Raw genomic sequence first — 26,844 nt, 5'->3', positions numbered from 1 at the left:
GCGTGCTTGGTGTGGCTAGCCACGCCAATGGCCTTTGCCCAAGGCGTGCCCACGTTTGATGCGGGCATGTTCTTGCAGCGCGAGCGCGTGCTGCAGCAGGGAGAACAAGATCTGGCGCTGCAGCGGGATCGGTTGACTAAAGAGGAAGAGCTTGAAGAGCTCGAGCAAGAACAACTCCAGGCACTGGAAGACATCCTCGATGCCACGACGTTGGCCAGCGGGAATTCCGGCGCACTGGTCGCAAGCCTGGAAGCTGGTTCATCACCTGAAAGCGCCGCAGACACGCTTTACAGCCCGGTCGATCCAAACCCTGGCGCGGCACAGATGTTCGGCGATGCCTCGGGCTCGATCGAACAGCTGATCATTCGCGCGGCTCAAGAAACGCACCACATGCCCGGCGTGCGCGCGGCGGGTCTATCGCCCAAGCAATGGCGCTGCCTTTTACAGGCGCTGATCTGGCAGGAAAGCCGCTTTACCATCGGCGCGCGATCCCCTGTTGGCGCATTCGGCCTGACCCAGATTATGCCCGGCACGGCGCAGGATCTGGGGATTTACCCGGCCTACTACGAAAATCCCTATATCCAGGTCACGGGCGGCGCGCGCTATCTGGCGCAGATGCTGGCCATGTTTGACGGCAACATCATTCATGGGCTGGCCGCCTACAACGCCGGTCCCGGCAATGTGCAGCGCTACGGTGGCGTGCCGCCTTTTGCCGAGACCCAGCACTACGTTCAGGTGATCCCCGAGCGCTACAATCTCTACCTTGCCCGCGTGGGTGGCGTTGACGCGCTCGGCACCATTGATCCCGTCTTGCTTGCCAACTCGACCATGAGCCTCACCTCTTTCGGCGCAGGGATCTACGGCGATTACTCCTTGGTCTCCGTGCAAGCGGCCGCGCTTCGGGTGCAGGACATCATCACCCGCATTGGCGAGACAGATGACATTCACGCGGCCATGTCGCTCAACACCTATGCGCGGGCCGAACTCGCTCGTCTGATCGCCATCCGCACGCGTCTCAAGGCCGCCCATACCCGCCCACTCAGCGCGTCAGAACTAGCCATGGCGGCCGCTCAGGCGCGCGAAGAAGACTTCATGCAATTCGATCTGGAGGCATTCCGATGATCCGCTTTCTTACTACCGTTGCCACTTGCGCGCTGTTGGTTGCCTCACCCCTATTTGCCCAAGGTGTCCCCACGGTCGACACGCGCAATATCGCGCAGGAAATTCGCCAGTTGCAGCAGATGCTGGAGGATTTCGGGATCCAGACCGACCAGCTCGACACGCTTCTCGAGCAGCTCGACCTGGTGCAGCAGCAACTCGACACGCTCAATGAGACCTACGCCGCCCTGACCGGAGCGACGGACATCATCGAGATGGCCATGGGCGGCGACCTTGACGGCCTCCTAGACCAAGAATTTGGCGACCTCCTTGGCACCATACGGCAAATCCAAAGCGGCGATTTCAGCGGCCTCATCGGCAATGCCGCCCCTCAAATGGAAGGCCGCATGACACAAGCACTGGAAGATGCAGGCTTTGACCAAGACAGCCTGTCCGACATGGCCAGCAGCGGCAATCCAGGGGCAGAACGCATTGCGAGCCAGGCAGGCACCGGGGCGGTGATGTCGGCGGCGGCCGAGAACAGCTATGACGAGGCCGCGCAATCCCTCGAACGGGTCGAACAGCTGGTCTCGCTAATCCCGGATATGGAAACGCTCAAAGAAGCCGTCGATCACAACACCCGCGTCACCGCTGAGCTGGCGATTGCCATGACGCGCATGTGGGAGCTCGAAGCCATCCAGACCGTTGGCGCGGGCCAATCCGGCGTGGTGGATGCCGCCACGCTGGCCGAAGAGCGCCGCTACATGGACTTCACCCTACCAGAGCTTCGCGCGGATTGATCCCATGAACAGCGAGGCCGAAATCATCGAAGAAGAGCTCGTCTACGGCGCAAGACGACGCGAGCTCATGTGGCAGAAATTGGGGCTGACAGGCATGGCGTTTGGCATGGCAGGTTGCCTCGTCGCTGCCCTTGTGGCCCTGTTCGACGTGGACCCGCCGCCCATGATCGTGCCCTTTGATAGCGAAACCGGCATGGCCCTCCCCAATGCCGTGGTTGAAGCGGTCTCACTCACGGAACGCCCCGCTATCATCGAGGCACAGGTCTACCGCTATGTCATTGAGCGAGAGACGTACAATCAGCTCGACAATGATGTGCGTGTGCGGCGGGTCCTGGACCAGTCAGACGGCGCGGCCGCTTCAGGACTGCGCGCCCTTTGGACCAGCGGCCATGAGGCCTATCCGCCCGACAGCTACGGCACAGATGCCCGTTTGGATGTCGAGGTTCTGTCGATCACGCACATCAGCGCCAATCGTGCCCAGGTGCGCCTGCGCAAGCGCTTGAACTCGCCGCGTGGCAGTCAAAACGGGCTCTTCACCGCAACGCTGATGTTTGAGTTTCGGCCCGAGAACAGCCGGTCGATCGACGATGTCTGGCAGAACCCTTTCGGCTTCACCGTCACCGAATACGCGATCCGCTCGGATCGTCTGGAGTAACCAATGCGTCGCCTGTTCCTGACACTCGTCTTCCTCGTGCCGCTTGCTGGCACCGCCTATGCCGAAACGCAGCCGCGCCAAGGCCCCTATGATGCCCGCGTCCGGCTGGCCACCTATCAGGATGGGCAGGTCTACCGTATCCGCACCAGCCTGACCCATGTGACCAGCATTGAGTTTGGCCAGGGCGAGACCATCCGCTCGATCATTGCGGGCGACACTGAAGGGTTCCTTTTGGACGGCGTGCCCGGTGGTCAGGCCTTCGCGATCAAGCCCGTCACAAGCGGCGCTCATACAAACATCACGGTCTACACCAACCGGCGCAGCTATTATTTCAACGTCACTGAGGCGAGCTCTCCGACGTTCTATGTCATCCGCTTTACCTACCCCGAAGCGACACCACGGCAATCGCGTGTGGCAGCGAACGCACCAGCAAACCACGCCTATGGCGTCAGCGCGCGGTCCGAAATCACTCCGCGTGAGATTTGGGACGACGGCACCTTCACCTATTTCCGCTTTGCTGCGAACGCGCCGTTGCCCGCGATCTTTCGTTGGTCCGGCGGTAATGAGCGGAGCGTGAATGCGCTGGCGCGGCCAGATGGCGTGATCCGCGTGTCAGGTGTCAGCAATCGATGGGTTCTCAGGCTCGGCGAGGACGAAATCTGCGTCCAAGAGATGAGCGAGGCAAGTCAGGATGAGTGAAACAGTCGAGCTTAAAAAGCGTCTCGAAGCGCTTGAAGGAAAAACACAAAGCCCAAAAACGCGACCATCTTTTTTCGCCGTCGCCCTAGGCATTGGGGCAATCGCGGCTCTTGGCGGCCTATTGCTGTTGTTCTCTGGCGGCTCTGAACCCGACAGTTTGGAAACCGCCTCCCCAGATGAGTTCCAAGCGGCAGGACCGGGCTTTGGTGCGCTCGAGCCCACGCCCGCACCGATTGACACAGCCCCGCCGCCGGAGCCGGAACCGGCCCGCGACACAGAAGAGCTGCGCGCGCAAATGGACGCCATGCGCACCGAGCTCGAAGCCCTGCGCAACGCACCCGCACCTGAAGTCCCAGCCGTCAACACTGAAGCATTGGAGACCTTGGGTGCAGAGATCGATGCCCTGCGCAGTGAGGCCGCTGCTACGCAAGCCGCCTTGCGCGAAGAGTTGGAAGAACGCGCACGTCAGATACAGCGACTGCAGAACGATCTGGAGCTTGCGCGCCTGGAAACCCCGCGCACGCTCGCACCAACCGGCCCCACGGCCGAGGAGCTGCGTCTGCAAGAGCTCGAGCGGCGGCGGCGAGCCGAGCTTGAGGAACTGCAAGCGCGTATTGCCAGCCCAATCATCGCCTTTGGCGGCACTGGAAGCGGCAACAATGATACCGCCGCGCAACAGCGGCGGCTTGATGGTGACACAGACTTTGTCCGCAATGGCGCTGAACCCGCTGAGGTGACGCAAGCCCAGTTGATTGTGAACCCGTCAAACACCGTCGTTCAGGGCACGATGATCCAGGCTGTGCTCGAGACAGCGATCGACAGCTCGCTCGCCGGTCAGGTCCGCGCATTGGTTTCTGAAGATGTCCATGCTTACGACGGCTCACGGATCCTGATCCCGCGCGGCGCACGCCTGATCGGGCGCTATCAATCTGGCCTCGATATCGCACAACAACGCGTGACGATCGCTTGGGACAGGATCATTCTGCCCAGCAACCAGACCGTAGAAATCAGCGCCTTCGGTGGTGATGAACTGGGGCGCTCCGGCACAACTGGTTTCGTCGACAGCCGCTTTGGCACACGGTTCGGTTCTGCCGCCCTGATATCCCTGATCGGAGCCTTGCCCGCCATGGCCGCCCAGAACACAGAAGATGAGATCACTTCTGATGTTCTCGAGGGCATTGCCGAAGACCTTCAGGACAGCGCGCAAAGCGTGATCGGCGAATATCTCTCCGTCTCGCCGGTGATCTATGTGGATCAGGGTGCCCGCGTCACCGTGATGGTCGACCGCGATCTGGAGATCTTCTGATCATGGCGGCCAGCTATCTGCAAAGCTCAATGGACAAGATCCCCGAGGCGCGTGATCCAAAGCTTATCGAGCTTTGCGTCAATCCTGATGGTTCGCTTTGGGCGGAGTTTCAGGGGGATCACTTCATGCGGAACGTCAATCGACAGCTCTCGGCGAATGAGATCAAGGACCTGGGAAATCAGATTGCCTCCGCCGCGAACACCACGCTCAGCCGAACGAAGCCCATCGTCTCGGTCAGCATTACCTACCGAGACCGCCCAATCCGGGCGCAAGTCATCCAGCCCCCCGCCGTTGATGGCGGTTACGCGATTTCACTGCGGTTCTTTGCGGACCTGCCACTGGATCAGATCAAGCTATCCTATCTTTTCGGCAAAGAACGCAGCAATGAAGGTGCGCGCCGCAAGCGCAACGCCGAGCTGCGCGATGTCGTGGTCACGGGTGACATCGATGCCGCAATCAAGTTTTGCGTCACGCACAAGCTTAACATGATCGTGTCCGGTGGCACTTCGACGGGCAAGACCGTCACGGCGCGCAAGATCCTCTCCTTCGTGCCCGCCGACGAGCGGGTCATCACGATTGAAGAGGCCGCGGAGCTGCGACCGACGCAGCCCAATGTCGTGACGCTGATGTCTGATCGCGATGAAGCCACGCGCAGCGCTGATGTCCTACTGACTTCCACCCTTCGCATGCGGCCAGACCGCATCGTCCTGGGCGAAGTGCGCGGCAAAGAGGCCATGACCTTCCTTGAGGCTATAAACACCGGCCATGGTGGCTCACTCACCACACTGCATGCTGAAACACCTCAGTTGGCGGTTCAGCGTCTCGCCATCGCCGCCCTGAAAACCGATGTGCCCATGACCTACCGGGACATGAGCGAATATATCACCCGCTCGATCGATGTGATTATCCAGGCCGGTCGCCATGAAGGCGCGCGCGGCATCACTGAATTTTACCTGCCGAACGATCCGGCCCTATCAAAGGAAACAACCCATGTTTGAATACAAGATTGAACTGATCAACACCGCCAAGACAAAGTCACCGAAGATCGAAGCGCAGCTGACGGCTCTTGGCCAAGTTGGCTGGGAACTGGTTTCCGTCGTGCCGGATTTTGACGGCGAGCATATCCTAAAGGCCTTCCTGAAACGTCGCACTGGTGACAGCACCTAAGCCCAACCGAGGAGGATCCCATGGGCGTTGTCACCTGGATGGTAGAGACAACCAACAATTTTTTGGATGACGCGGCCCAAACCACTTTTGGCAACGTCGCCGGTCAGCTTGGCGGCGTCATTGCCGTGGCCTCGACGCTCGCCGTGATCGGCGTCTTCCTCAACATGGTGTTTCAGTACAAATCCATGGATGGGCGCACCGCGTTCTGGTTCGCCCTCAAGCTCATGCTCATCTTTCTGTTTGCGATGAACTGGGTCCAATTCAACGCAGTAGCCAGCGCCCTCATCAACGGGCTAGACCAGCTCGCGGGCGGCATGGTGGCAGGACTTGGCGGGGGCGGTGCAGGCGCATCCTACTTTGCCGGGGCCTTTGACGACCTCATCGAAGAGTTCGGCGACTACCTGAACGCGGCTGGTGACAACATGCATTGGATGGCCGGAGCCCTGATCGGCGCGATTGGTGCGTTCCTTTTAGGCGTCATAGGCGCGCTTTGCGGCCTGGTCCTGATTTTCGCGAAGATCATGCTGGCATTCATGATCGGCATCGCCCCCATCATGATCGCGCTTTCCCTGTTTGATGTCAGCAAGGACTATTTCCATCGCTGGCTGTCCAGCACGGTGTCCTACGCACTCTACCCCCTCGTGATTGCGGGGGTGTTTTCCACCGTCGTCGGAATGTCGCGCTCGCTGATGGCCGAACTCGGAGACCCCTCCGGCGCAAGCAACATCGGCGCGCTGGTCCCCTTCTTCATGATGATGTTTCTCGCAGGCGGCATGATCATCGCCACCCCGCTAATCGTCCGCTCGATCTCGGGCAATTTCATGATGGCCGGACCGCCAAGCATTCCGGGGCCCGGCGGGTTCGCTAAAGGCTTGATGGGCACCAAGGGGTCACGGGCACGGGCAAGGTTTGGGACGAGGTCAAATGCGGAGATCGCCGGGGCTGGGATAAGTCAGGCGGGCGCTGCGACTATTTCAGTGGTTCAGCGGATGGCAGAACGGGCGAAAAGGTTGGAATGAAACCGGCCCGTTGCGGTCACTCGAGAATAGAGCATTTTTCTGCAGTCGCAGCACGCTTTGCAGACATTCGCCGCAGATGACTTTGCGTTGCTCCGCGAACGGTAAACGGTGCCACAGGTGCTATCCAAGATTATTTATCAAAGAGAATCTCATGCGGCTTTTTTCTTGTCTGCCGGTTCGTGGTGCAGCGTTACAACTTTGTGTCGAACACGATAATCTAGACCCGTTTTTTCATGTTTGTGGGTGGACCAAAATGCGAGTGGATTTCCGTTCTCATCATCGGCAGTTTCAACTGCGGCATTTCGATCAGTCAGTTCCTCGCGCCACTTTCTAAGCATGGCGAGTGCATCACGATTTCTGCAGTAGATGATGACTTCGCCTTGATCCTGGCCGGGTACGCCCGTGGAATAACGCGTTGCGAGTTGTTGGAATCCTTGATCGAGCCATGAATAACTCGTGTGCCACTTGGCCTCAGCGACAAACATGAACATGTCTTTGCCGCGAATGAGAATGTCGCAGTGTCCGCCAGCTTGCTCATCATGCCGAGGTTCGAAACCCAATCCGCGCATGTATTGGCAAATTTCAATCGTCAACTGGTCTTCCGATAGGTCTTGTTTAAGGTGGCTATTCACTTCCAGCTCACTGCAGGCGTGGTCAATCACTGTCCTTACGGCTTCAAGCCGGGCATCATGCGTTTGTGCGAGGGTATAGCGTAGAGCAGCCGCTAGGGCCGTGCCATCGTGCAGAGCTAGAACGGTACTGAGTGTCATTTCTGAGGCCATCAGGAACTGGCCTCCGCGTTCTTGAGCGAAAAAAACGGACACACCTTGTTCGCGGCATCCTCAACTGGGTAACCGGAGTCTGGATGTACCAAAAAGTTGCGACTAAGGACGTTCTGAAACTCCTCGGCGGTCAACTCATGACTGTTGTCGTCCTCGTCGATAAAGAATCCACCGGCGTCCAAAATCGCAAACTCGGCGGTGGTGAGCAGATTTAACGCTGCGACTAGTTCGGGTGTTACTGAGTCTTCCCCGACCAAATCGAGGATGTTCTGGTAGGTAAGCGCCGCCGAAGCTTGTGGCTGCAAACCCAAGATGCGGTCAACAAGAACAAGGCACACTTCACCGACAGGGGTATGGCCCCAGTCTTTTTCAATCGCGCTCTTTATCTCTGCAACTTCCACGTCAATCCAAGCTAGCTCGCAGCTTCTCCTTCGTTGCTGGGCATGTGAGCCACCATTTTGGCCTTCACATGCTCATAGTCCACCATACCGATGCAGTTCTTAATGACGGCTCCCGAAACGAGCTGACCTTTTGCGGGTCCACCTGCGGTTTGTTGACCGCGAGACGTCCCTGCCAGCGTCAGTTCAGGCTGGTAGGCTTGGCCCTCGTGCTGGAACTCCCAGCGGATGCTCACCTTGAAAGGCTCAATCTTCGTTCCGAGCGCATCCTTACCGCCCTTGTGATACAGCTCATCACGCAGGCAGAGCCTCGTTCGGCGCATCTTCTCGTTCTTGATTGATGCGGTTGAAGTCTTGAAACTCAGTTCCACCACCGTCCCCTCACCCTTGGTCTCGTACATTGACGAAATCAGTGGAAACAAGTCAATCGGCTGCTCCAAAGGCGACCCTTCAACCAAGCTGTTCGCAATTGCCTTGAATTGCGATTGGATTTCGTGTGCCAGCTCCTGCCGCATGCCTCTGGGAAAGTCGGTTCGAACCTCAACCAAACCGTCATGGTGCGGCACCCAAATGATGTTGAACATCTGTACCGCCTCAAACTTGAGGCCAATCACCTCGTCGTAGCGTTCCCTGACATTGTCCGGGTCATTGAAGACTTCGCCGATGGGTATTTGCTCGCGCGAAGTCAGCTTTATTGTCTGAGCGAAGACTGCCCCGACGCCATCGTCGGTTCGTTCCACAGAGACTAGAACCGGTTCAGAAGTCTGCTCGGTAAGTTCCGTTTCGCTCATCACAAAGGGATAACTTTCGGCGAACGCATGATCCGCAGGGGACAGTTCGTTTATCGCCTCCAAAAGCTCCGCTTTGACGGCATCCCTAACCGCATAAAACTTGGTCATTTTTTCGCCGCAGAGAGCATGTTGCCGCAGCAGACCAATCAGGAACGCTTCGGCCTTTGGATGGTCCGTCGTTGAATATTTTGCGCGCGCACCGTCCCAACCTTGGGACCCGTCCAAACCGGCTCGCTTCATCGCTCTGTTGGCAAGAGTCCAAGGCATCCTTGCTTCAAGAGAATTGAGAATTCTCAAATCCATGTACAAAAACCCTTTGTTCAAATTCGCGGTGATCCATCCAAATCGTCCATGCATTCACCGTCTGCTCAACCTATAGGTAGACTGCCAAGGAGCGATTGTAAAACCAGACACGGGGGCCTGATCGGATTGCTTCCCCACTTAGCGAAAGTGATGCAGGTTGCTTAGAGCTTGCCAATAGTCGTCGGTCACCAAACAACCGAGCACGCCTACTTTTTCTTCTGATCAAAAAACCAGTTTTGAATGTCTGCTCTTCCAGCTGAATGCCTTGCACCCCGCATATGCAGAGAATGACCGCTTCCCGCGTTTCATCCCCGAGCTGCCTCCTCCATAAATCTCTCCACCCGTTTAGCTCCTGCTTGATACTCGCCCAAACCAGGCTTTTCGCCTGACGCCGCACCCCGCTCTTCATTGACCAAAGCATCGATCTCTGCACGTCGCTTCCCGTCAATTTCAGTGCCATCACCTGAAACCGCTCTTGGCACCTCCAGCGCCCCGATCTTCGCCTCCAGCGCCTTGATTTGCCCTTGCAGACCGCGCATCTGGTCTCCGGCTGAGGGATATGGCAGATCCCCGGACTGCTTATCGAAGATCTGCTTAAAGAACCGGTCTTCATAGTATTTGATCCGCTTGGCGCGCACGGGCATTTGCGCGTCGACCACCAGAACAATGTCATCAAGATCCATGCGACGGGCCTCATCCTCCGGTAACAAAGGCGTCTCTTCCGTCCGTTCAGACATACTGCGCCCCGCGAATGGGTTGCGGCCGACCGAGCGCGAACGGGTCACAACGCGTTTGGTGGTTTTGCCGACGGCTTTGCTGAGCTCTTCGATGGTCTTTTCATCTGAGGGGGTCAGATAGAGCTTGATGCCCGCGTTACCCTGCAAGGCGCGGCGGGAATTTTCGCCGTAGATTTCATCTAGCGCCGGGATGGTCTGGGTGACGATCGCCAGATTAGCCCGGTAGGATCGAAGGGTTTCGATGCTGTCCAGAACGATTGGCATTTTGCCCAGCCGATTGAACTCATCGAGCATGATCATCACCGGCCAAGGCTCGTCCTTGCCAGGTTCATGGTCCTGCAGCGATGCCAGCAAGTCCGAGAAGAACAGACGGATCAGCGGAGCGAGGGGTTTCACCATAAGCGGCTCGACCACGAGATAGACCGAGAACGGCGTCTTTCGGATGTCCCGGAAATCGAAGTCTGAGGTCGCGGTTGCGCGATCGATTGCGGGGTTGGACCATTGTTTGAGGCCAGATGTCATCAAGAGCGAAAGGTAAGAGGTCAGCGTGTCGTTGTTGGTCGAGGCCATGCGCATGAAGATCAGCTTGGCAGCTGGATTAACGACTTCGTCGGCTCGGCGGCGATATTCCTTCTGCTTGTCTCCGCCAGATGCGGTGATGCGGTAAATCTCGCCCAGGGTCGGCCGCTTGCGCTCAAACGCCAAAAGCCCTGCCGCCACAAATAGGTCGATGCCGCCATCGAGGAGTCCTTGAACTCGGTCGTTATCAGCTTGGAGGAACAATGAGGCCAAGAGCTGCAGCTCCATTTGCTGGCGGTCGACGTTTTCCAGCGCCGAGATCCGCAGCAAAGGATTGTATCGGTGCGAGCGGCTATCTTTCCAGTCAGTGGGCGCGAACCGAAAAACCTTGTCGCCCTGCGCTGCCCTGTGGCGCGATGTTGCTTCGAAGTTTTCGCCTTTTACGTCGAGCACCACCGCACTGCCCTGATAGGTCAGAAGGTTCGGGATGACAAACCCCGTCGTTTTGCCGCGTCCAGTCGGGGCGACGATCAGGGCATGGGGGAACACCTTGGACATCACAAAGGGTTTGCGGCTCCTGGGCTTACCCATTTTACCGAGAACAAAGCCGTGGCCAGGCTTGCCGAAGAAACCGTTGCGCTTCATCTCGGACATGTGCTGCCAGTGGGTTTCCCCAAATTTGGTTAGCGCATCGTTCATCAAGACCGCACTGAGCAAAACACCGGCACCAGTGCTGATCCCCACGATCAAGTGAACAATCTGCATATCGGCCGGATGGGTCGTGCGGAGCCCCCCATAGCTACGTGCCAGCATCAAGAAATCGATATCCGCCCCGACCCCGAACCAGCGGAACGTCAGAAAGGCCGACGCCAGAACATACCCCAGCACCGCGCCGAGAAGAGCAAAGCTTATGACGCCAAGTGCGATCCGCGCCTTACCCATGCGTCACGCCCTTTTCGCCGTCGGCATCGACATGCCGCTCGCGTTGGAGGTCTATTTCCTCATTGGCGATCTCGTCAAGGACATGCTCCATCGCCACGCTGTTCGCCAGAGCGGCATCGCTCTGCAGATAGGCCTTGGCCGCATAAAGGCGGTCCAGACGGTCTTCGATATGCTCCTCAAACGCTGTCTCATCGCCAATCGCCAAATCCTGGGTGCCCTCTTCACCGACCAGTTCCGCCATCTCAGCACGCCAGGTCTCGCGTTCCAGATCGTTTCGGAATGGATCTGCCGTTGGGTCGTCTCTCATACGGCTCAGGATATCAGCCGTGGTCGGCGGCAACCCGTCGACTATGGCTTCCTGCCGGTCGGCCTCCACCACTCCACTGTCCTTGAGAACTTCAGCATCGGCCAACATACGACCCAGATCACTGTGCACCCGGTCAAGGCGGTCGATCGCTTTCTCAAGCTCATCGGCGCGTGACAGGTCAAAGCCGTCCTTCTCGGCAATCGCCTTCAGATCCTGTCCAAGCCATTGCCGCTCGAGCGCGGCATTGCCCGCGCCGTTTTCGACACGACGTGTCACCTCTTGCGCGTTAATGCCGGTGCCTTTCAAAGCCTGCTGGAGACGTTCTGCCAGAGCTGGATCCTGCAACGCTTCTTGAGCTTCGGCCTGGATATTTGCGGCAGAATAAATCCCACTTTTGGACGCATCCTCGAGCAATGTGTGAGACTGCGTTCCCATTGGGCTGAGATGTGACAGTGAGCGATAGATGTCGTTGAGCTCATGCTCGAGCGCCGCCCGCCGTTCAACCGAAGCGTCCGCGACGATCCGTTCAGCCTGATGGATCTTGTCGTGAAAGGCATCCACGACCTCATCAAACGAATGCTGTTCTTTGGCCATGCCATATACCTTTCCATCTGCTTCAATCGGTTTGCCCTGCGCCAAAAGCGTCGCGGCCTTGTCCAAGGCTGCTGCAATGTCATGCTGGTTCTCGCGCGAGGCCTCGGCCGCCAAGCCGCGATAGTGCCGCGCGTTCTGCGCCACCTCAGCCAAGGCACGGTCAAGCTCCGGCCCCACGCGCTCACACTCGGTCAGCTTCTGCCCCGTGGCTTCTGCACGACGCTGGTCTGCATCGCTTGGCCTCTTCGTCGTGATCCCTCGCTCCAGCTTTCGCGTCGCCTCAAGCCGCAGCCCATAGCGGTCCGACACCTCCACCATCGCTTCGCGAAAACTGTCGTAGTTGAAATGGTGCCCTTCTTTCAGAAAGAAGAATTCACCGTCTTTGCTGCGCCGGTTCAGGACGATATGGGCGTGTGGGTGATCCCGGTCCTCATGCACGGCGGCGATGTAGTCAAAGTGGCTGCCTTCACCCTGAAAGAACCGCTCGCAGATCTCGCGCGTGATCTCGGCGACATCCTCACCGCGCGTGCCAATTGGGAAAGCCATCAAGAGATGCGAGGTGTGTCCCAGCTTGGGATGAAACCCCTCATTCCACTGCGCTGAAAACCGACGCGTGACCTGTTCGATTTCTTTGGCTGACAGAACGCTTTGGCCGTCATAGGTGCCACGGCTGTCGATGATGAAGCTCGACTTGGTGGTCAGGTACTCCAGCTGGTTGCGGAGTTGCGTTTTGTTGTGTGTGCCGCCGTCGCGAATGGCTTTGAAGATCGCGGGGGAATGCCCCATGGCAGCGCGCGCCATTTGCTTGGCACGGGCGCGCGGAACGCTGCCGCGAATGCGGCTCCAGTCGCGATCGAAAAAGGCCTCCTGCGCGGCGGCAACGGCGCTATTCCGGGCCATCGGCAAAGCCTCCCAGTACGCGGGCAACCTCGCCAGAAAGCGCGCTTCGGCGGCGCTGCGCCATGTCCTGAACCTGGTCGGCGATGTCGAAGATCAGCCCGGCCAAAGCGCGGACCTGAGCATGGGCGGAATTGCCATAAGGTGGCGTCTTGCCCTGGCGCTTTGCCTCGTTCAGGCGCTGCGCAATTTGATTGATATTGTTGCCGGTACGATTGAGCGAGGCCGACAGACCTTGCATCTGATTGGCCAGCTCATCGTCGGGGACGAAGAGATCGTTCGACGCATAGATCAGCCGCCGCAACCCGTCGGCGCGGCTGTTGATATCATGCCGCGTCAGCACCGCATCGAAGCTGGCAAGCTCCTTTGGCGTGAGCCGGACATTCACCAGTTCGGAGCGCACGCGCGCATCCAACTTGCGGCTTTGATCGGCCTTCAACGTGTAAAATATGCTGCGGGTCGTGACACCGAATTCACGGGCCAGATCCTCGATCGCCACCCCTTCGGCACGCTTGCGCACGATGGCAAAACGCTGGTTTTGCGTCAGTCGCTTGTGCCGTGGTGCGCGCGGTCGGCCCATGTGAAGTAATCACCCCTATTTCTTGCCAGCATCATACAGGCAGCTCTGTTATGGCATTTCACCATAATTGATTCAATATTATAATATTGCATCAACTGCCTGTATTCCGTTTGGAGCAGCCCTACGCTGCGACCGCCGGGCAAAGCCCGGCCACATGCGCAATCACGTTTGCTTACCGAGCCAAATCAAAAAAGCCGCCAAGACTGGCGGCTCATTCCTTTTCATTCTGCAGAGTTATGTGGTGCGTTGCCTTTAGCCGCGATCAGCTAATCTGCTGGCAACTGCCTGTTTGGCTCGACCAATTGCCCACAGAACCAACCAGATCGCAGATAACAGGGCAAAAGTTAAGACCATGCCAACAAAGGATTCCATTTCATTCGCCCCGTAGCCGTCGGGCCCGGAACTAATCAAACCGTAGAACTTGAAGCCTATTGCCAATAGGGCTGCGATCCAAAGCCACTTGATTGTTTTCATTTACTTCAGCTCTCTCAAGCCATCGTAGATGTCAAAAAACTCTTCAAGAAGCTCTCGGAGTTCGTTCGTGAAGTCTTCATCTGAAACGCCCTCATCTTGCGAAAACTGGAACAGCTGGACATAGTTCCTTCCCTTTCGATCACGCTCGATTCCGTCAAAACCATCGATCTTTCTGACGGCCAGATCATGCGCAGCTTGAAGAAGGATATCGGGATGTTTGCAAGCCTCAAGTCCGAGGTCATTTTCGCCTGCCGTTGCAGTCATTACACGGTAGTCCGTGCCATCTCCGGCCAAACGTAAAAAAGCTTCCCCTGCTCGAGATACAACAAGCTCTTGCTCCCAATCTCGGTCAAGTTCTCTGCTGAGTTGCCGTGTTTCATGAATTTCAAACTGTGAATTTTCCAATTTCCCACATTCCGCCCAAGATAAATTCTTCAAACCTCAATTGTTTGAGCAATATTGCTCGACCAACCAACTAGTTTGAACCCAAAGATGCGCTTTCATCTCAAGAGTTAATGAACGCGGTTGCCCGCGTCCACTGCTGCTTTGATGTCTTCCAAGGTTATCGCAACGCCTCTTCAAGGATTGCGAGAGCCCCAAGACAATCGTCGATATAGGGTTGCTCCTCGCCGTCCAGGTCGTTCATCTCCAGCCGGTTCAAGACCGCGTAGAGCGTGGCGCGCGCTTCACGGGCCGCGCTTCGCAAGCTGACGGTATCCTCCAGACGCGCCGTCGCAAAATCATCGCTGTGATAGTCGGGGATCATCGGATTTCTCCCGCCTTGTGCTTCCAACGCGGGGCGATGTCCTTGAACGGCACCGTAAAGGGCGGCAGCGCGTCAAAGCCGTTCGAGCTCTTGACAACCTTCACCTTGGCGCAATCATCCTCAACGCTGAGGATCTCGACACAGAACACGCCACCCAAACCTGACGGAACAACGATCTCCTTCAGCTCGTGCCGATGCTTCCCGCAATAGACGCAAGCACTATAGAGCCCGTCGATGATGTGGCCGCCGGTCGTGCGATCACAGTCGCAGGTCCAGAATCTTGGGGGCTGATGTATTTGAGCCATTTGTGGCCTCCTTTTGGGTGCTGCGGTCGGGGCTTGGCTCCCCTTCCGCTAATGGGCTGCACACCGGCCAATCTGATCTGACCGGATACGCATGTATTCGGCGGAACAGAGTGGGTGGGGGCACAGCCCGACCCACGGCCCTGGAGCGGCCAGTCAATGGGTCGAAGCCAGCAACTGGTGCGGCCCGCAGCGCGCCCCGCGCGAGGACACGGGTTGCAGTCTTTGACGGCGCGCCAGCGCGGCGCTTGCCCATTGACGGGACACGACAGGGATGTTGGGCGGACCAATCAAATTGAAAGAAGCCTGAAGGAGGTGAGCGGGCTGAAAGCCAGCCGATCCTCCGCACAGTCCATGTCTCAAAGCGGCCCGTGCACAGCAGCACGGGCCACATTTTCTCCTCCCGTTCAAAACGTCTGCGCCCTGCCACATGAGGCGGGGCGCAGACGTTTAAAGCTCAACACCGGCTTTCAAGTTGCCGTCCGGATCCAGCCAGAAACGGGCCTCGGCGCAATCCAAGCAAATACAGGAGCAACTGCCTTTCACGATGACCGGCGCGAGAAAGATCACTGGGTTTGACGCGCCGCATTTGCGGCACGTCATCGGGGGTAGAATTGCGGGGCCGCTCATGCTGCGGCCGCTTTCGATTGACCTGCGGCTGCTAGGACAAAATCGGCTGCCTTTTGCGCCTCGGACGCCGCGCGAAAGATCGCCCGTTTGTCCTCCTTGAGCGCTTTCAACCACCCTTCAACATAGGCGGCGCTTTGGTCGAATTCCGGCGCGACGCCAATCTGAGCACCAAGGAAACAAGCACCGATTTCCGCCACCAGCTCTTCAAAGGCATAGGCTTCGCGGTTCGCAAATTTCTTGATCCGCTCAAGCCGCTTTTCGCTACCGGTCCAATGGATAAGCTCATGGGCCAACGTCCCATAGTAGCCTGCCGCATCGTGAAACGTGGCAATCGGCGGCATGTGGATGTGATCTTTGGAGGGGCTGTAATAGGCACGCGGGTCGTCGCTGGTGAGGATCTCCGCCCCTGTCCGGCTGAAAAACGCCTCAAACTCCGGATCTTCCGCTGTGCCAAGATCGCGCGGGGCCTCGGGGCGGATGTAGTAATCCTCCGGCAAGCCTTCGATCTGATCCGCGTTGAACACGCGATAGGCGCGCGCATAAGGCAGTTCTTCCTCAATGCCCTGCTCGTTCTCTCGGGTGAACGTCCCGTATTTGACCACGGTCGACGACGTTTCGCCTTTGCGGACTTGGCCACCCAGCTCTTGCGCCTGCTTGTAGGTCATCCAGCGGCTCGAAACATAGCCATTCTTGGCGGCCATGACCCAGAGCATCAGGATATTAATCCCGCGATACTCCTCGCCATTGTGTCGGGTCGGCAAGGCAACGCCGGACGCGCTTCCGGTCCACGGCTTGCGCCAAGGCGGCGTGCCCGCCTCGATCTCTGCAATAATGGTGCCGGTGACATGGGCATAAACATCAAACTTCGGTGCCATTTGTGGCCTCCTCGATCAAAGTGACGCGGGTGAGGCTTCGCGCCCCCTTTCCGCCGATGGGCTGCGCCTCGGCCACCTGATCTGACCGAATACGCATGTATTCGGCGGAACAGAGTGGGAGAGGGCAAAGCCCGACCCACGGCCCTGAACGGGGCTGTCAATCGGCCACATTTGCGAAGAAAATGTCTGCGCCAAAATCAGACGCCAATTTGCCCCGCGAGGAATGGCTCGCTCGCGAGACAGGGGAAATTGGTGGCTGATTTTGGGGATGGACTAAGGTTGACCGCTACGGTCAGGGATGTTGGGCGGACAAAACAGAATCGATGATGTCTGGATCGCGGTGAGCGGGCCAACGGCCCGTCGAGCCCCGGTGCAGTCTATTGGGAGATGTCGCCCGCGCGCTAAAGCGCGGGCTCATTACTACACCGCACGGATTACCTGTCTGTGCTGCGGCCTGGCCACTTCAAACTTTGTGTTGCACCTGCTAGCCCAATCGAACAGGTTTGCCACACCTTCCTTGATGTTCTTTCGATATGGCATAGGGTCATCAAGTATCTGGTCGTGAAACAGCGAGGTGACCTTCCCAAAGGATAGCTCACCGTATTCCTGCAATTGCACTTCAAGCCAAAAGCAAATTTGCGACGACATGAAGCCTTTCAACAGCTCGCCTTCGGCAGCGCCTTTCTTGCCTAGAAAGCAATCTAGATCGTGCTCAATTGCCGTTGCTGCAGCCGTCTGCGCTAGCAACTGATTTGGGCTGCACATTGGAAGATCGTGAAACCAAACACCGAGGGGTTGAGAACCAAGTTTTTCAGAAATTTCTTGGGGCCACTCATTCGAATGCACATCCGTGTTTCCGCCAAAGCCTCTCAAGAAGTCAGCCATCAATTCGACAGTTTTGACATCAAGCCAGTTTACGGAAGCGAGATAGTCCCGGACTTTGATCTTCTCGGTCTGACCGTATTCGAATCCAGTTCCGAACTCGTCGTTTACATAATGCGAAAGGGACATCCCCTTTGATGTTAGATTGGCGCTACCAATGAAGATCTTAGAATCTACGATATAGACTTTTCCATGCAGGTTCTGAGAAATCCCAAATGGAATATTAGCCTCATCACAGAGGTAAAAGCACTCCAGGTCGGAGGCTCCAGCTGCTAGATCTGACGGCTGCCAACGGGCTACGACCGTAAGGTTGCTCGTTTTACTGTTTTCAATAAGCCACTTAAGCGCATCGAGCTTAATAAATGCACTCATAACGATGACTTCTTGCTCTGCCGATGACAAGGCAAACGCAAGTTCCTCTCGAAAAGCACCCGTCTCTAAGAGAAGCATTCTACTCGTCAACATTCTCTAAGAGTTTGGATACCCAGTAGCCCCACCGGTCACGGAATTTCTCAAAGGTTTCGCCATCTAGGGTCTTCCTGAACTCGTCTTCAGTACGCACATAAGCCATCGTGTACACTTCAAGAGCACTCAGCGCTCGATCATCGCCAGAGTCTTCGACATGCTGCCACAATTTTTCGTAATATGGGGAACGGGTGTTGATAACTCCAACCGCTGCATTTGCTACGAACTGCAGGTCCAAGAACATTGTCCCAGGCCAACTGCCCTTGTTCAGGTCAACCTTGTAGTCAATCGTTGCTTTGGCGAACGCTTGTGCATCTTCTTCAGAAAGCTCTGGGCGAGTTTCCAGAACATATTTTGTACGTTCTGCCAGCTTCTCCTGTTCCGACTTGGTCTCAGCCTCTTTGTCTGAGGATGTTTCAGTGTGATCCTCCGCCACATCCTTATTGACCTTTTCAGAAACGGGGTCAGGCTTGGCTTTAGATGGGTCCGCAGAACTCCCTTCCTTTCGTGTTTTAATAACGTCCAACATTGCATTGATCTTAACTGTGAGATTTCGATTGAGCTCAAGGTGCAATGAGGATTTGTAGTGGCCAGAATTCTCCGGGTCCTCCGCAGCTTCGTTCAAGGCTTCAATCTGCTCGACGTCGTGTTTCGGGTCTAGTTTCTTGAAGCCTCGAATATGCTGCTTGTTGTTAGTAACACCAAACAACTCATCCAAAACCGGCTTAAAACGTACTTCTACGCCCCACCACCTCTGCCTGGTATCACTGTCTAGAAAACCAAAGGAACCAAAGTCTATCTCACGGCCAGCTCGAACAAACGAGATACCAGTATTGCGTGCGTAGTGCTTGCCGAGATTTGAATTACCACCCATTTTTTGGGTCTCTGGCTTTGCTATACTAAGGCGAATTTCAATGTCCGAAAATTTTCCCTGCTCATACTCTATTGGTATGGCATATGGTTTCTCAAACTCGACGTTCGTAGCCTTTCCATCGCTGTCAGGGCAGCTTGACGGCTCCAAAAGGTACAAAGGATCATTGGGCTTCAACTCGTGCGACGCTTCGACTTTGTTATTGTCTAGATCGAAGTCAACCAAGCTCACATCACGTTTCTTGCCATAATCATCATTGTCATCCAGGAAGTGCCGATAAATGCGGCAGAGCTCTTCCTGCATCCGAGAAAAGAGCGTCGACGGGCGCTTGAAATCCACTCCATCTAGCTTGGACCATAAGACCAGCGTGCCACTGCTACCGATCTTTCCTCCAACCGCTTCAACTATCTCTTTGGGAAGGTCCGTCTCTTCAACGCTTTTAAGATACTGCTGTCTGCCTTCCTTGACTTCCGGTAGATCAAGATACGTCTTGTGGACCGACCCATTTTGCCAAGCATAAACCTCAACAAGCTCCGCCTGTGAAAGAGACGAACCTTTAAGTCCAAAGCCAAAACGTCCGAGACCATCTCGGGTATCTAGTCGAGTGCCCCAACCTAGTGATAGACAGCGTCCCAACTCATCCGGTGTCATCCCGTGCCCATCATCCAAAACCGCTATTTTTTGAACTCGGTAGACCGTACGCTTTGCTACAGGTTCTCTGGCTGACAGCGTAACTATGGTTATCTTTTTTGCCTCGGCCTCGATCGAGTTATCAACCAATTCAGCTACCGCAGTAGCTGTGTTTCGATAGCCGACTTGGCGCAATGCATTCAGCGCCAAGTACGCATCAACAATCTGCACTGGCTTGTCTTGTTTGTTCATTTTGCTTCCCCGAAATGTTCGTCAAAATACGTAAAAGCTTGCGGCACGTTGGGTAAATTTACAATATTATCAACCACATCCACCACAGTGCAGCTAGGCGTCCCACCAACTGAATTGCCTCTAAGGCCCCGTCCCACCATTTGTGAATAAAGCACAACCGACGTTGTCGGACGCGCAATCACAACGGCCTCTGTCTTTGGCGCGTCAAATCCGGTTGTCAAAACACCAAAATTTGTGAGAACCCTGACACTTCCGTTTTTGAAATCTTCAATCGCCTCGCGTCGATCGCTTGGTGGAGTTTCGCCGGTTACCGCTCTTGCCGCGCACCCTCTTTCCCTTAAGACCAATGCCATATCAGATGCATTCTGCTTCGATGGGCAAAACACGATGGTCTGTTTCTTATCAACAAGTGCAAGCTTTTCGACTGCAGCGACTACTTCCAATGTCCTCTGGGCGTTGTTGCCTAACTCCGCCAGCACTTTGGGTGAGATGTCTAAAAGATCGGAAATTAACCTGACTGCGTCGGCGTCAAGATTAACAGTAGCGCTGGTGTTGAGACGCATACGCTCAACAGAAGACAAAATCCCACGATCCTGAAGATACTCAATTGAGTTTCGCTCGCCGGTCAATCGCTGGTCTATCGTGAGTTTTTTGTTGCCATAAAAATCCGATAGAGCCTTGGTTTGAGCTACATCACCCCCAACGTGATGCCTACCAGGCGTAGCCGTCAAGCCGATCAGAGTAGTGCTCGAGTTACAGAGAAACTCTATTGCTTTTTTGTAAGTCGGCGCCATCGACATGTGCGCCTCATCGACAATCAGGAGACTGCATTCGCGCCTAATTTCTGCAAATCGGTCAAAATCAGCGTTTTTGTTTGAGTGAATGCTAGAGTAGCAACTCTGAAAGCTAGTAACTATAAAACAGGGCTTGCTCAGATCAATGTTGTCTGGCTTCCTGCCCCCCCACATTGAGTAAACATTTGCATTCTCAGTTCCCAGTTTTGTCCAAATGCTAAGGAACGTTTGAACCGCCTGATCGCAGAGCTCTTCGCTATGAGCAAGCCAAACCACAACGGGATTTTCACGTGAACAGCTAAACCTAAGGAAATCTGAAATGAATTCCATGGCTGTTCGTGTTTTCCCCGAGCCTGTCGGCATATGTGCGACGATTCTTCTGCTTGCTGCATTGGCGTGGGCACCTGCCTCCAAAAACGAAAAACTAACAAGCTGTTTTCTAATGCTGTTTTGATAATCAAATAGGGGTTTTTCAATGTGTGTTTGCAGATGCGGCTCTGGGCCAGACATCAAATCGTTTGGGAAAGCTTCGTCGATGTTCAGGTCCATCAGCTTTAGAAAATTGGTCGTTGCCTCATTTCTTCCCCAAGTAAAATTCGGTGGAATAGTTACAGGGCAACCATCTGGCCCTGAGCCGAGTTTGTCTCGGATAATTTGTGGCGAAAACACTTCTAGTACAGCGTTTCTGAGGTCTCGCTTCTTAAAGATAGCCAGCCCACTCTCAGACAGCATGGCTTCAGCTACCGCGCGAGGTCGAGTACTAACCCCGAGCTCTGAAAGCCCTTCTAACCGGTTCTCACCCCAAAAAGCCGCCAGTCGTGCGATACCTATGCTTGCGAGGGCGTCAACTACGGCGCTCGAACTCATCTTGTTTTCCACTCTCTCGATTTTTTGCTCGCCAGCAGCTCGCCCCAAGGGTGTACGCTTTCAACATACTTTGACAGATTCCGCTGTTTGGTAAAGCCCCTGAAGGGAAATGCTTTTTCATCGACGACCCCTAAATGCGAGCTCAGTGATCTGTTGAGGAAACAAAACCCAATTTTGGGTTCATACGAAACAATCTGACGGTGTATATCTGCGAGCCCGCTTCCGAAGACCTTCATTGCTGCATCCTAAACAAATTCCTACATCAGATCATTTATGGCAGGCCAAACACACCTTTTGCTGGCCATAAATCTCATCTAGATCAACTGCGCCTTGTTCCGGTCGTAGAGGATCAACCTTCCTCTTCGCCTTAGCTCTTTCGACACGTTTTTCATGATCTGCGCGGATTTGAGCAATGCGTTCAGGCTTTTCCAGTTCAAGCAGTGTTTCCCCTTCACTCCATGAAAACGGCGATCCGTGGTCGAGAGAAGTTTTTTCCATCTGCTTAGCCCTCTCGAAGGCTTCAGGGTGACGCTCCTTTAGGCCAACCCACTCGATTTTTTGCTGAAAGAAACAAAACGTGCAGCCACTCCTGGAACGCCAATCGTAGTATGAGGGAAGGCCAAGACCCGAGTTCTCAAGAATTTCGAAAACGCCGGCCTTGTCGATCCCATCATCTTTGAAAGGCAGCTTGGTAATCAAATTTCCATTTTTCGAGTTCAAACCTTGACGAAAATCTTCGTCAGCCCGGATCGCCACATAACTATAGACTGTATATCCGTGTTCGGTGAATTCAGATTTCACCCACTTCTCAAAGGGCTTGATCTTTAGGTCTTTCGTACACCAACGCGTCTGGGCAGACGGGAGGAATTGATTATATTGGGCTAGGTAAAACTTAAAATCTCGCCCCGGATCCAGGTACCGGATCTTCTTGCCAAGAAAGCCCTCGAGCATCGCTAAATACTCATAAACCTCATCCAGCTCTTCGCCCGTATCAGTGAAGAAATACTCAATATCAAGTTCGGGGTGAGCCTGGCTCATGTAAATCGCGAGGGCTGAACTATCTTTGCCCCCTGACAAACCTAGAACATGTTTAACTTTGTCAACCATCTACTTCCTCACTTGCGTTCGATTGTTTGATCCTCGCAGCCCCGACTTTTGCCAATGCAGCTAGGATTACGTTTCTACCGGTGCCTTCCGCAGCTTCCTGCAACACTTCTTCAATCTTTCTACTCAGGTTGTTCACCTGCTCATCGTCGGAGTCCAAGACATCAAATTCCTCCATCACAGGCGTGGGCCGATCATCAACGCTGACAATCAAGGCCATTGCGGAGCGCTTGTCCTTCCGCCCGGCCACGCGCGCGACAGACTCGTGCTGGTTGAACTGTTGCGCAAGCAAGGTGAGTTGAACAATTGCCCGGTCAATGTCGCTATCGATCCAAGCTTTAGCAGGCTTGTTGATGCCCAACCCCGCGAGTGCCTCCATCGACTGTAGGTCATCTCCGAAGCTTGTGAGCTGGGTGATGAAAGATCGAAGCCGCAAGTCACCTGCAACATCTCGGATATTCTTCGCGCGCTCATTCAGTTCTCGGTACGCTTTCTCAGTGCGCCCGTGAACTTGTAACTCGTTCAGAATGTGTTCGCGCATTCTTGTGAGCATCGCAGGGTAAGCTGCGCGGATTTCGATGAGCCCTTCTTTGATGTTTTGAGCGATCTCAGAGATTCCTTGATCTGTGAGAATGTCGATGTCCTGTCCGTAAAGCCCAGGAATGTCATCAAATGCGAACTTTTGTGGGTCATTAGAACGCTTGAAGAGCGCTCTGACTTTTTTTGCGTGCTCAGGAAGGCGTGCGGTTCGTTGAACCCAAGGTGCTGAAGTTTCGTAAGCTGCGATGAGCGCGCGTCCAACTTCTAGCGGACTTAGAGTTGAGATTGGTTTGTCCACAACTTCACCGACCGCGTTTGCCAGCTCAGTAAGCAGCCTCTTGGTCGTTCGGTTCATTTCGATCCAGCGCAACTGGACCATTTGCGGCGCTCTCAGAACATAGTCCACGTCGACATCCGAAATAGTCGATAAAAAAATACCTTCCCGATAGTGTGACAGGTTCCGGCGTTCAGCTAGCATGAACAGCACAGCAAGGAATGGCATCAAACCGTCCTTCAACCCAAAGGGAGGTGCCCGCCATAGGTCATAAACATCGGTAAGTTGTACGTTGCGGTTACCCCGCTTCTTCAAGAAGTCTTTCGTTGCTTTCCAAATAGGCAACAGATTTGCGGGGTCCTCTCCTGAAGGCGGCACAAACTGCCAACTGTCGCCCTCCTGCACGTATAGCTCGTTGGCCTCGACGAGCGATACGAACAGAGCTTTTTCCGCTGGGAACTTCTTAAACCCAAGCCCCGGAATACCTTCTTTAAGGACGGCAGCATGCAGTAACAGCTTGAGCGCTGAATTGGCCGATGCCGAGGGCTTGGTTCGGTTCAGCAGTTCGTTGTTTAGTTTGGGCGACTGCGAAAACCGACGGTCTGCCATTTCTGAGGCTAAAACTGTGAGGTTCCGGCGCGCGGAAATCGGGAGATCATCAATTCCAGTTTCCCATTCTGCGCTTGCGATCAATTGCCAGACTTCATGCTCAATCCTACCCCCAATCGCCTCGATACGATCGGTAAGCTCTCTGCGCGCGATTTTGTCTCGATGAATCTCGGGGTTCGATGCCAAGATATCCTTCAAAGCGGAGTGCTCTCGTGCGAGCGCCACAAGGTTCTTCGATTTTTCAGACCTCACAACCGCAAAGTCGGCCCCCCACCCATACTCACCAAAATCCTCAACAATGCTTGGCGTCGCATCGTCCAGTGAAATGATGAATGCGCCAAAGCATCCATTTGTAGGTGTAAAGCTAGTAACATAGTTCTCGACTTGGCTTTCGAGCAGTACCTTGAGTTCGCACCAGCGCAGAGCACCAGTTTCACGGTAGTGCCGCTTTGCGACGATATTGGGTGAAGATAAAGCGTTTGAGATTGAGCTGAGATCGAAGTCTGATCTTTCTCTCAATGCCTCATCCAACGCCACTTCAATGTCAAAGTCGCTCCCGTCAAAGAGAGAGTAAGTGCCCCTGAACTTTCGAAAAACAACAATCGACGCCGCCTCAAGTTCTGACAAGAGCCCCTCTACCGCAGCACTTGTTTGATTTATTGCCAGGCTAAGTGCGCCCAGCGTCGCACCTACTCCGGTCTGCTTTTGTGTCAGTTCCAAAATGGCCAGCGACTTTAGCAGCTGCACACCGATCTCACCGCCATCTTTCGCTTCCCACCGCGCAATTGCATCCCTTGCATTTGCAAAGTGATGGCTGTCCAAAGACACGGCGATTGCAGCTTGCAGATTGAAATCTAGATAATCCCAAAAATCAGCCAATCCGTAGTCCTTCGGATCTTCTTTGCTCGCCTTCTCAAGGTAGTCCTGAAAGCCGAACAGCTCGGAAGAGCCCAGGAAACTGAAGATGCTACGCTGGTTTTGCCCATAGCTCCGACGCGATGCAGGCCCTAGCACCAGTGTAACAAGCGGGTTGAGTGGCCAAGCGCTAGTAAGCAACTCTTTCGAAACTACGGACGCGCCACGTCGAACATCGGCAAGTAGTTCCGTGGCTGCCTCTGCGTTCCGTCTAGCGCTATCCGGCTGCTCTGAAGCGATAATCGCCTTGCTCACCAATTCAATCTGCTCATCGCCAGATACATTGACGGGAATGTCGATGAAGCGACCCTGGATCTTTCCCCACTCATCTTTGATGTCGCGTGCCAAGCGGCTCGCATATTCTTGGAAGGATTGATGAAGGATACCCACAACGATAAGGCGGCCACCGCTTCTCGACGCCGCTTCACCAAGCAGCTGGAAGAAATATGCATCTCCTGTTGAGGATGCCGCGTGCTCAAGTAGCTTCCCCATTTCATCCAAAAAGAGGACTAAACCTCCAGAATGCTCACGGTCGTCGGCGGCCAAAAACTGCAAGTACTCAATTACTTTTTCAGGCGTATCAAACTTCCTTTGGCGTGCCGCCAATCCTGCATCCTTGATACAATCACCGATCAGCTGGAAGGGTTCCATGCTGCGCCCAACGACCGACACACATTTCCAGCCATCTCGCTTCGGAGGGAGTAACTTCCATAGTTCCTTTGCAAACTCCGGATCAGTCCTGCTCGCAGCCGTTGCGCGTTCTTGCTTACTACCACTCAACAACGCGGAGAGGGCGAGTGCGAGGCTCGACTTCCCGCTTCCGTACGGGCCAGTCCAAGTGAAGGCGCCTTGCCCGCTCTCAAATTGTTGGCGTGAGAAATTACTAAGGGTCTCCCTTACTGATGATGAAAAAACAAACCCCTCTAGGGCTTCATTACGGTCATCTTGATCAATTCGAACAGATCGCAGAAAGCGACCATTCACCGAGACAATTTCGTTAAGCGGCATATGAACCTCTCAACGCAGAAATGTCGGAGGACCACAGGTTTTCTGCAAAACCTTGGGGAAACTCCTCTTGTCTAAGAAGTTGTTTCAATCCAGCCGTCTCAGACCAAGAAATCAAACCGTCGGACATGTCGGCGACATCGGCCAACCGATCAATCAGTTCCCACTCTTCAAGTACGAAAACCCTTCCAGGAGACCCGGGCTCTAGTAGCATTGATTGGACGCCAAGCGTGTTAGCAGAAGAAGTTCGCTCCCAAAAATCGCACACCGCATAGAGAAACACGCCGTTAGACAGGCCTGGCTTTCGCCCTAAGTTCATACTGAATTTTCCATTTGAGCGCCGCCGTATTAATCCCAGCTCGGTCAGCGGAGAATTGAACGCCTCTTCGCTAGGGCCCCGCTTTGGGACACTAGGCACGTAGTTAGCCAATAAGACGCTTATATCGCTTGTTAACGTTTTCTCTGTTGGCAATTTCCAACCACGCTGACCAATAAATTCCATCAGTCTTCGCAGAACAGTATCGCGATCAAAGTTGGGTTCATTGAAAATATTGAACAACCAGTAGGTGGCTGTATGCTTAGGATTGGAGGCAATATCCCAGTGGATTTTCCAAAGAGACGAAGCGCTTTCAAGGTATGGATCGCACCCATTGGGGCCAAGTAACTGCTGACCAAATTCGGTCGTTCTTACATCCTTCCCATCCGTTGTGAGAATACCTGCGACCTGTGCCCAAAATCGAATTGCCGCCACCATGTTCTTGCCCACGCCGAAATGCGCAATCGCCTCGCTCTCTGAAAATATCTTGTTGTTATTCAGGCCACTAGCATCAACAGCTTCGAAAGCCTTTTCCAACCATCCGTAGCGCAACGGAAAGGTCTCGTGGCCGGAGAACTGCGGCTTGTAATCCTGTGTAAATGTTGTTTGCTTTTTCATAAATCTGCTACCCCGCTTAGTGGTTGTTATAGCGATCTTCCGAGGGGATGGTCAACGACGA

Annotated in this window: 25 protein-coding genes; 8 read left to right on the top strand and 17 right to left on the bottom strand. The window is 54.9% G+C overall.

Translation table 11 applies throughout. The features are described 5' to 3' along the window. The first annotated feature begins 27 nt into the window (after positions 1 to 27). From Q0864_RS01545 to Q0864_RS01510, 8 genes are read left to right on the top strand one after another with little or no spacing between them, the layout of a single operon-like run. On the top strand, positions 28 to 1,122 hold the full coding sequence (locus Q0864_RS01545) for a lytic transglycosylase domain-containing protein (protein ID WP_298566166.1): 1,095 nt from the start codon (positions 28 to 30) through the stop codon (positions 1,120 to 1,122). Beyond that, positions 1,119 to 1,898 (top strand): type IV secretion system protein, encoded by a 780-nt coding sequence (locus Q0864_RS01540; protein WP_298565491.1) that lies wholly within the window; start codon positions 1,119 to 1,121, stop codon positions 1,896 to 1,898. The genes Q0864_RS01545 and Q0864_RS01540 overlap by 4 nt, the downstream gene beginning before the upstream one ends. A 4-nt stretch (positions 1,899 to 1,902) precedes the next feature. Continuing rightward, positions 1,903 to 2,553: a type IV secretion system protein gene (locus tag Q0864_RS01535; RefSeq protein WP_298565489.1), complete on the top strand. Its 651-nt coding sequence runs from the start codon at positions 1,903 to 1,905 to the stop codon at positions 2,551 to 2,553. 3 nt (positions 2,554 to 2,556) lie between these two features. Next, positions 2,557 to 3,252, top strand: coding sequence for a TrbG/VirB9 family P-type conjugative transfer protein (locus Q0864_RS01530; protein ID WP_298565487.1), 696 nt, complete (start codon positions 2,557 to 2,559; stop codon positions 3,250 to 3,252). After that, positions 3,245 to 4,558 (top strand): TrbI/VirB10 family protein, encoded by a 1,314-nt coding sequence (locus Q0864_RS01525; protein ID WP_298565484.1) that lies wholly within the window; start codon positions 3,245 to 3,247, stop codon positions 4,556 to 4,558. Before Q0864_RS01530 ends, Q0864_RS01525 begins: the two co-directional genes overlap by 8 nt. A 2-nt stretch (positions 4,559 to 4,560) precedes the next feature. Then, a complete protein-coding gene (locus Q0864_RS01520; RefSeq protein WP_298565482.1) occupies positions 4,561 to 5,556 on the top strand; it encodes an ATPase, T2SS/T4P/T4SS family in 996 nt (331 codons plus the stop codon). Then, a complete protein-coding gene (locus Q0864_RS01515; protein WP_298565480.1) occupies positions 5,549 to 5,725 on the top strand; it encodes a hypothetical protein in 177 nt (58 codons plus the stop codon). Before Q0864_RS01520 ends, Q0864_RS01515 begins: the two co-directional genes overlap by 8 nt. Before the next feature lie 20 nt (positions 5,726 to 5,745). Next, a complete protein-coding gene (locus Q0864_RS01510; protein ID WP_298565478.1) occupies positions 5,746 to 6,744 on the top strand; it encodes a type IV secretion system protein in 999 nt (332 codons plus the stop codon). Positions 6,745 to 6,893: 149 nt separating this feature from the next. Here the strand turns inward: Q0864_RS01510 and Q0864_RS01505 are convergent, their stop codons facing one another. The 17 genes from Q0864_RS01505 to Q0864_RS01425 form a co-directional block, all read right to left on the bottom strand. After that, complete coding sequence (locus tag Q0864_RS01505) at positions 6,894 to 7,514, bottom strand: hypothetical protein (protein ID WP_298565477.1); 621 nt, start codon at positions 7,512 to 7,514, stop codon at positions 6,894 to 6,896. 11 nt (positions 7,515 to 7,525) lie between these two features. Next, positions 7,526 to 7,927: a hypothetical protein gene (locus Q0864_RS01500; protein ID WP_298565476.1), complete on the bottom strand. Its 402-nt coding sequence runs from the start codon at positions 7,925 to 7,927 to the stop codon at positions 7,526 to 7,528. Between the two features lie 11 nt (positions 7,928 to 7,938). Further along, the gene (locus Q0864_RS01495) at positions 7,939 to 9,018 is read right to left on the bottom strand and encodes a hypothetical protein (protein WP_298565474.1); all 1,080 of its coding nucleotides are present in this window, start codon (positions 9,016 to 9,018) and stop codon (positions 7,939 to 7,941) included. 305 nt (positions 9,019 to 9,323) lie between these two features. After that, a complete protein-coding gene (locus Q0864_RS01490; RefSeq protein ID WP_298565472.1) occupies positions 9,324 to 11,216 on the bottom strand; it encodes a type IV secretory system conjugative DNA transfer family protein in 1,893 nt (630 codons plus the stop codon). Then, entirely contained in the window at positions 11,209 to 13,017 is a 1,809-nt protein-coding gene (locus tag Q0864_RS01485; protein ID WP_298565470.1) for a relaxase/mobilization nuclease domain-containing protein, read from the bottom strand. Before Q0864_RS01485 ends, Q0864_RS01490 begins: the two co-directional genes overlap by 8 nt. Next, positions 13,004 to 13,594 carry a hypothetical protein gene (locus Q0864_RS01480; protein WP_298565468.1) on the bottom strand — a complete coding sequence of 197 codons (591 nt, stop codon included), beginning with the start codon at positions 13,592 to 13,594 and terminating at the stop codon, positions 13,004 to 13,006. Before Q0864_RS01480 ends, Q0864_RS01485 begins: the two co-directional genes overlap by 14 nt. Positions 13,595 to 13,846: 252 nt before the next feature. Beyond that, positions 13,847 to 14,068: a hypothetical protein gene (locus tag Q0864_RS01475; RefSeq protein ID WP_298565466.1), complete on the bottom strand. Its 222-nt coding sequence runs from the start codon at positions 14,066 to 14,068 to the stop codon at positions 13,847 to 13,849. Then, a complete protein-coding gene (locus Q0864_RS01470; RefSeq protein ID WP_298565464.1) occupies positions 14,069 to 14,506 on the bottom strand; it encodes a hypothetical protein in 438 nt (145 codons plus the stop codon). A 124-nt stretch (positions 14,507 to 14,630) separates the two neighbouring features. Continuing rightward, on the bottom strand, positions 14,631 to 14,834 hold the full coding sequence (locus Q0864_RS01465; RefSeq protein WP_298565463.1) for a hypothetical protein: 204 nt from the start codon (positions 14,832 to 14,834) through the stop codon (positions 14,631 to 14,633). Further along, a complete protein-coding gene (locus Q0864_RS01460) occupies positions 14,831 to 15,139 on the bottom strand; it encodes a hypothetical protein (protein ID WP_298565461.1) in 309 nt (102 codons plus the stop codon). The genes Q0864_RS01465 and Q0864_RS01460 overlap by 4 nt, the downstream gene beginning before the upstream one ends. A gap of 623 nt (positions 15,140 to 15,762) precedes the next feature. Continuing rightward, positions 15,763 to 16,641, bottom strand: a complete 879-nt coding sequence (locus tag Q0864_RS01455) for a zincin-like metallopeptidase domain-containing protein (RefSeq protein WP_298565459.1) — start codon at positions 16,639 to 16,641, stop codon at positions 15,763 to 15,765. A gap of 420 nt (positions 16,642 to 17,061) precedes the next feature. Further along, on the bottom strand, positions 17,062 to 17,895 hold the full coding sequence (locus Q0864_RS01450; RefSeq protein WP_298565458.1) for a phospholipase D family protein: 834 nt from the start codon (positions 17,893 to 17,895) through the stop codon (positions 17,062 to 17,064). A gap of 79 nt (positions 17,896 to 17,974) precedes the next feature. Then, positions 17,975 to 19,741 carry an ATP-binding protein gene (locus Q0864_RS01445; protein ID WP_298565456.1) on the bottom strand — a complete coding sequence of 589 codons (1,767 nt, stop codon included), beginning with the start codon at positions 19,739 to 19,741 and terminating at the stop codon, positions 17,975 to 17,977. Then, on the bottom strand, positions 19,738 to 21,402 hold the full coding sequence (locus tag Q0864_RS01440) for a DEAD/DEAH box helicase (protein ID WP_298565454.1): 1,665 nt from the start codon (positions 21,400 to 21,402) through the stop codon (positions 19,738 to 19,740). The genes Q0864_RS01445 and Q0864_RS01440 overlap by 4 nt, the downstream gene beginning before the upstream one ends. 267 nt (positions 21,403 to 21,669) lie before the next feature. Continuing rightward, positions 21,670 to 22,509: a phosphoadenosine phosphosulfate reductase family protein gene (locus Q0864_RS01435; protein ID WP_298565453.1), complete on the bottom strand. Its 840-nt coding sequence runs from the start codon at positions 22,507 to 22,509 to the stop codon at positions 21,670 to 21,672. Further along, positions 22,502 to 25,852 carry a hypothetical protein gene (locus tag Q0864_RS01430; RefSeq protein WP_298565452.1) on the bottom strand — a complete coding sequence of 1,117 codons (3,351 nt, stop codon included), beginning with the start codon at positions 25,850 to 25,852 and terminating at the stop codon, positions 22,502 to 22,504. The genes Q0864_RS01435 and Q0864_RS01430 overlap by 8 nt, the downstream gene beginning before the upstream one ends. Further along, complete coding sequence (locus Q0864_RS01425) at positions 25,842 to 26,783, bottom strand: DUF4007 family protein (RefSeq protein WP_298565451.1); 942 nt, start codon at positions 26,781 to 26,783, stop codon at positions 25,842 to 25,844. Before Q0864_RS01425 ends, Q0864_RS01430 begins: the two co-directional genes overlap by 11 nt. Positions 26,784 to 26,844: the final 61 nt, after the last annotated feature.

It is taken from the genome of uncultured Aliiroseovarius sp., assembly GCF_947497285.1.
GTDB lineage: Bacteria > Pseudomonadota > Alphaproteobacteria > Rhodobacterales > Rhodobacteraceae > Aliiroseovarius.
Note: the sequence above shows the minus strand (reverse complement) of the source record. Positions and strands in the feature narration are given on the sequence as shown.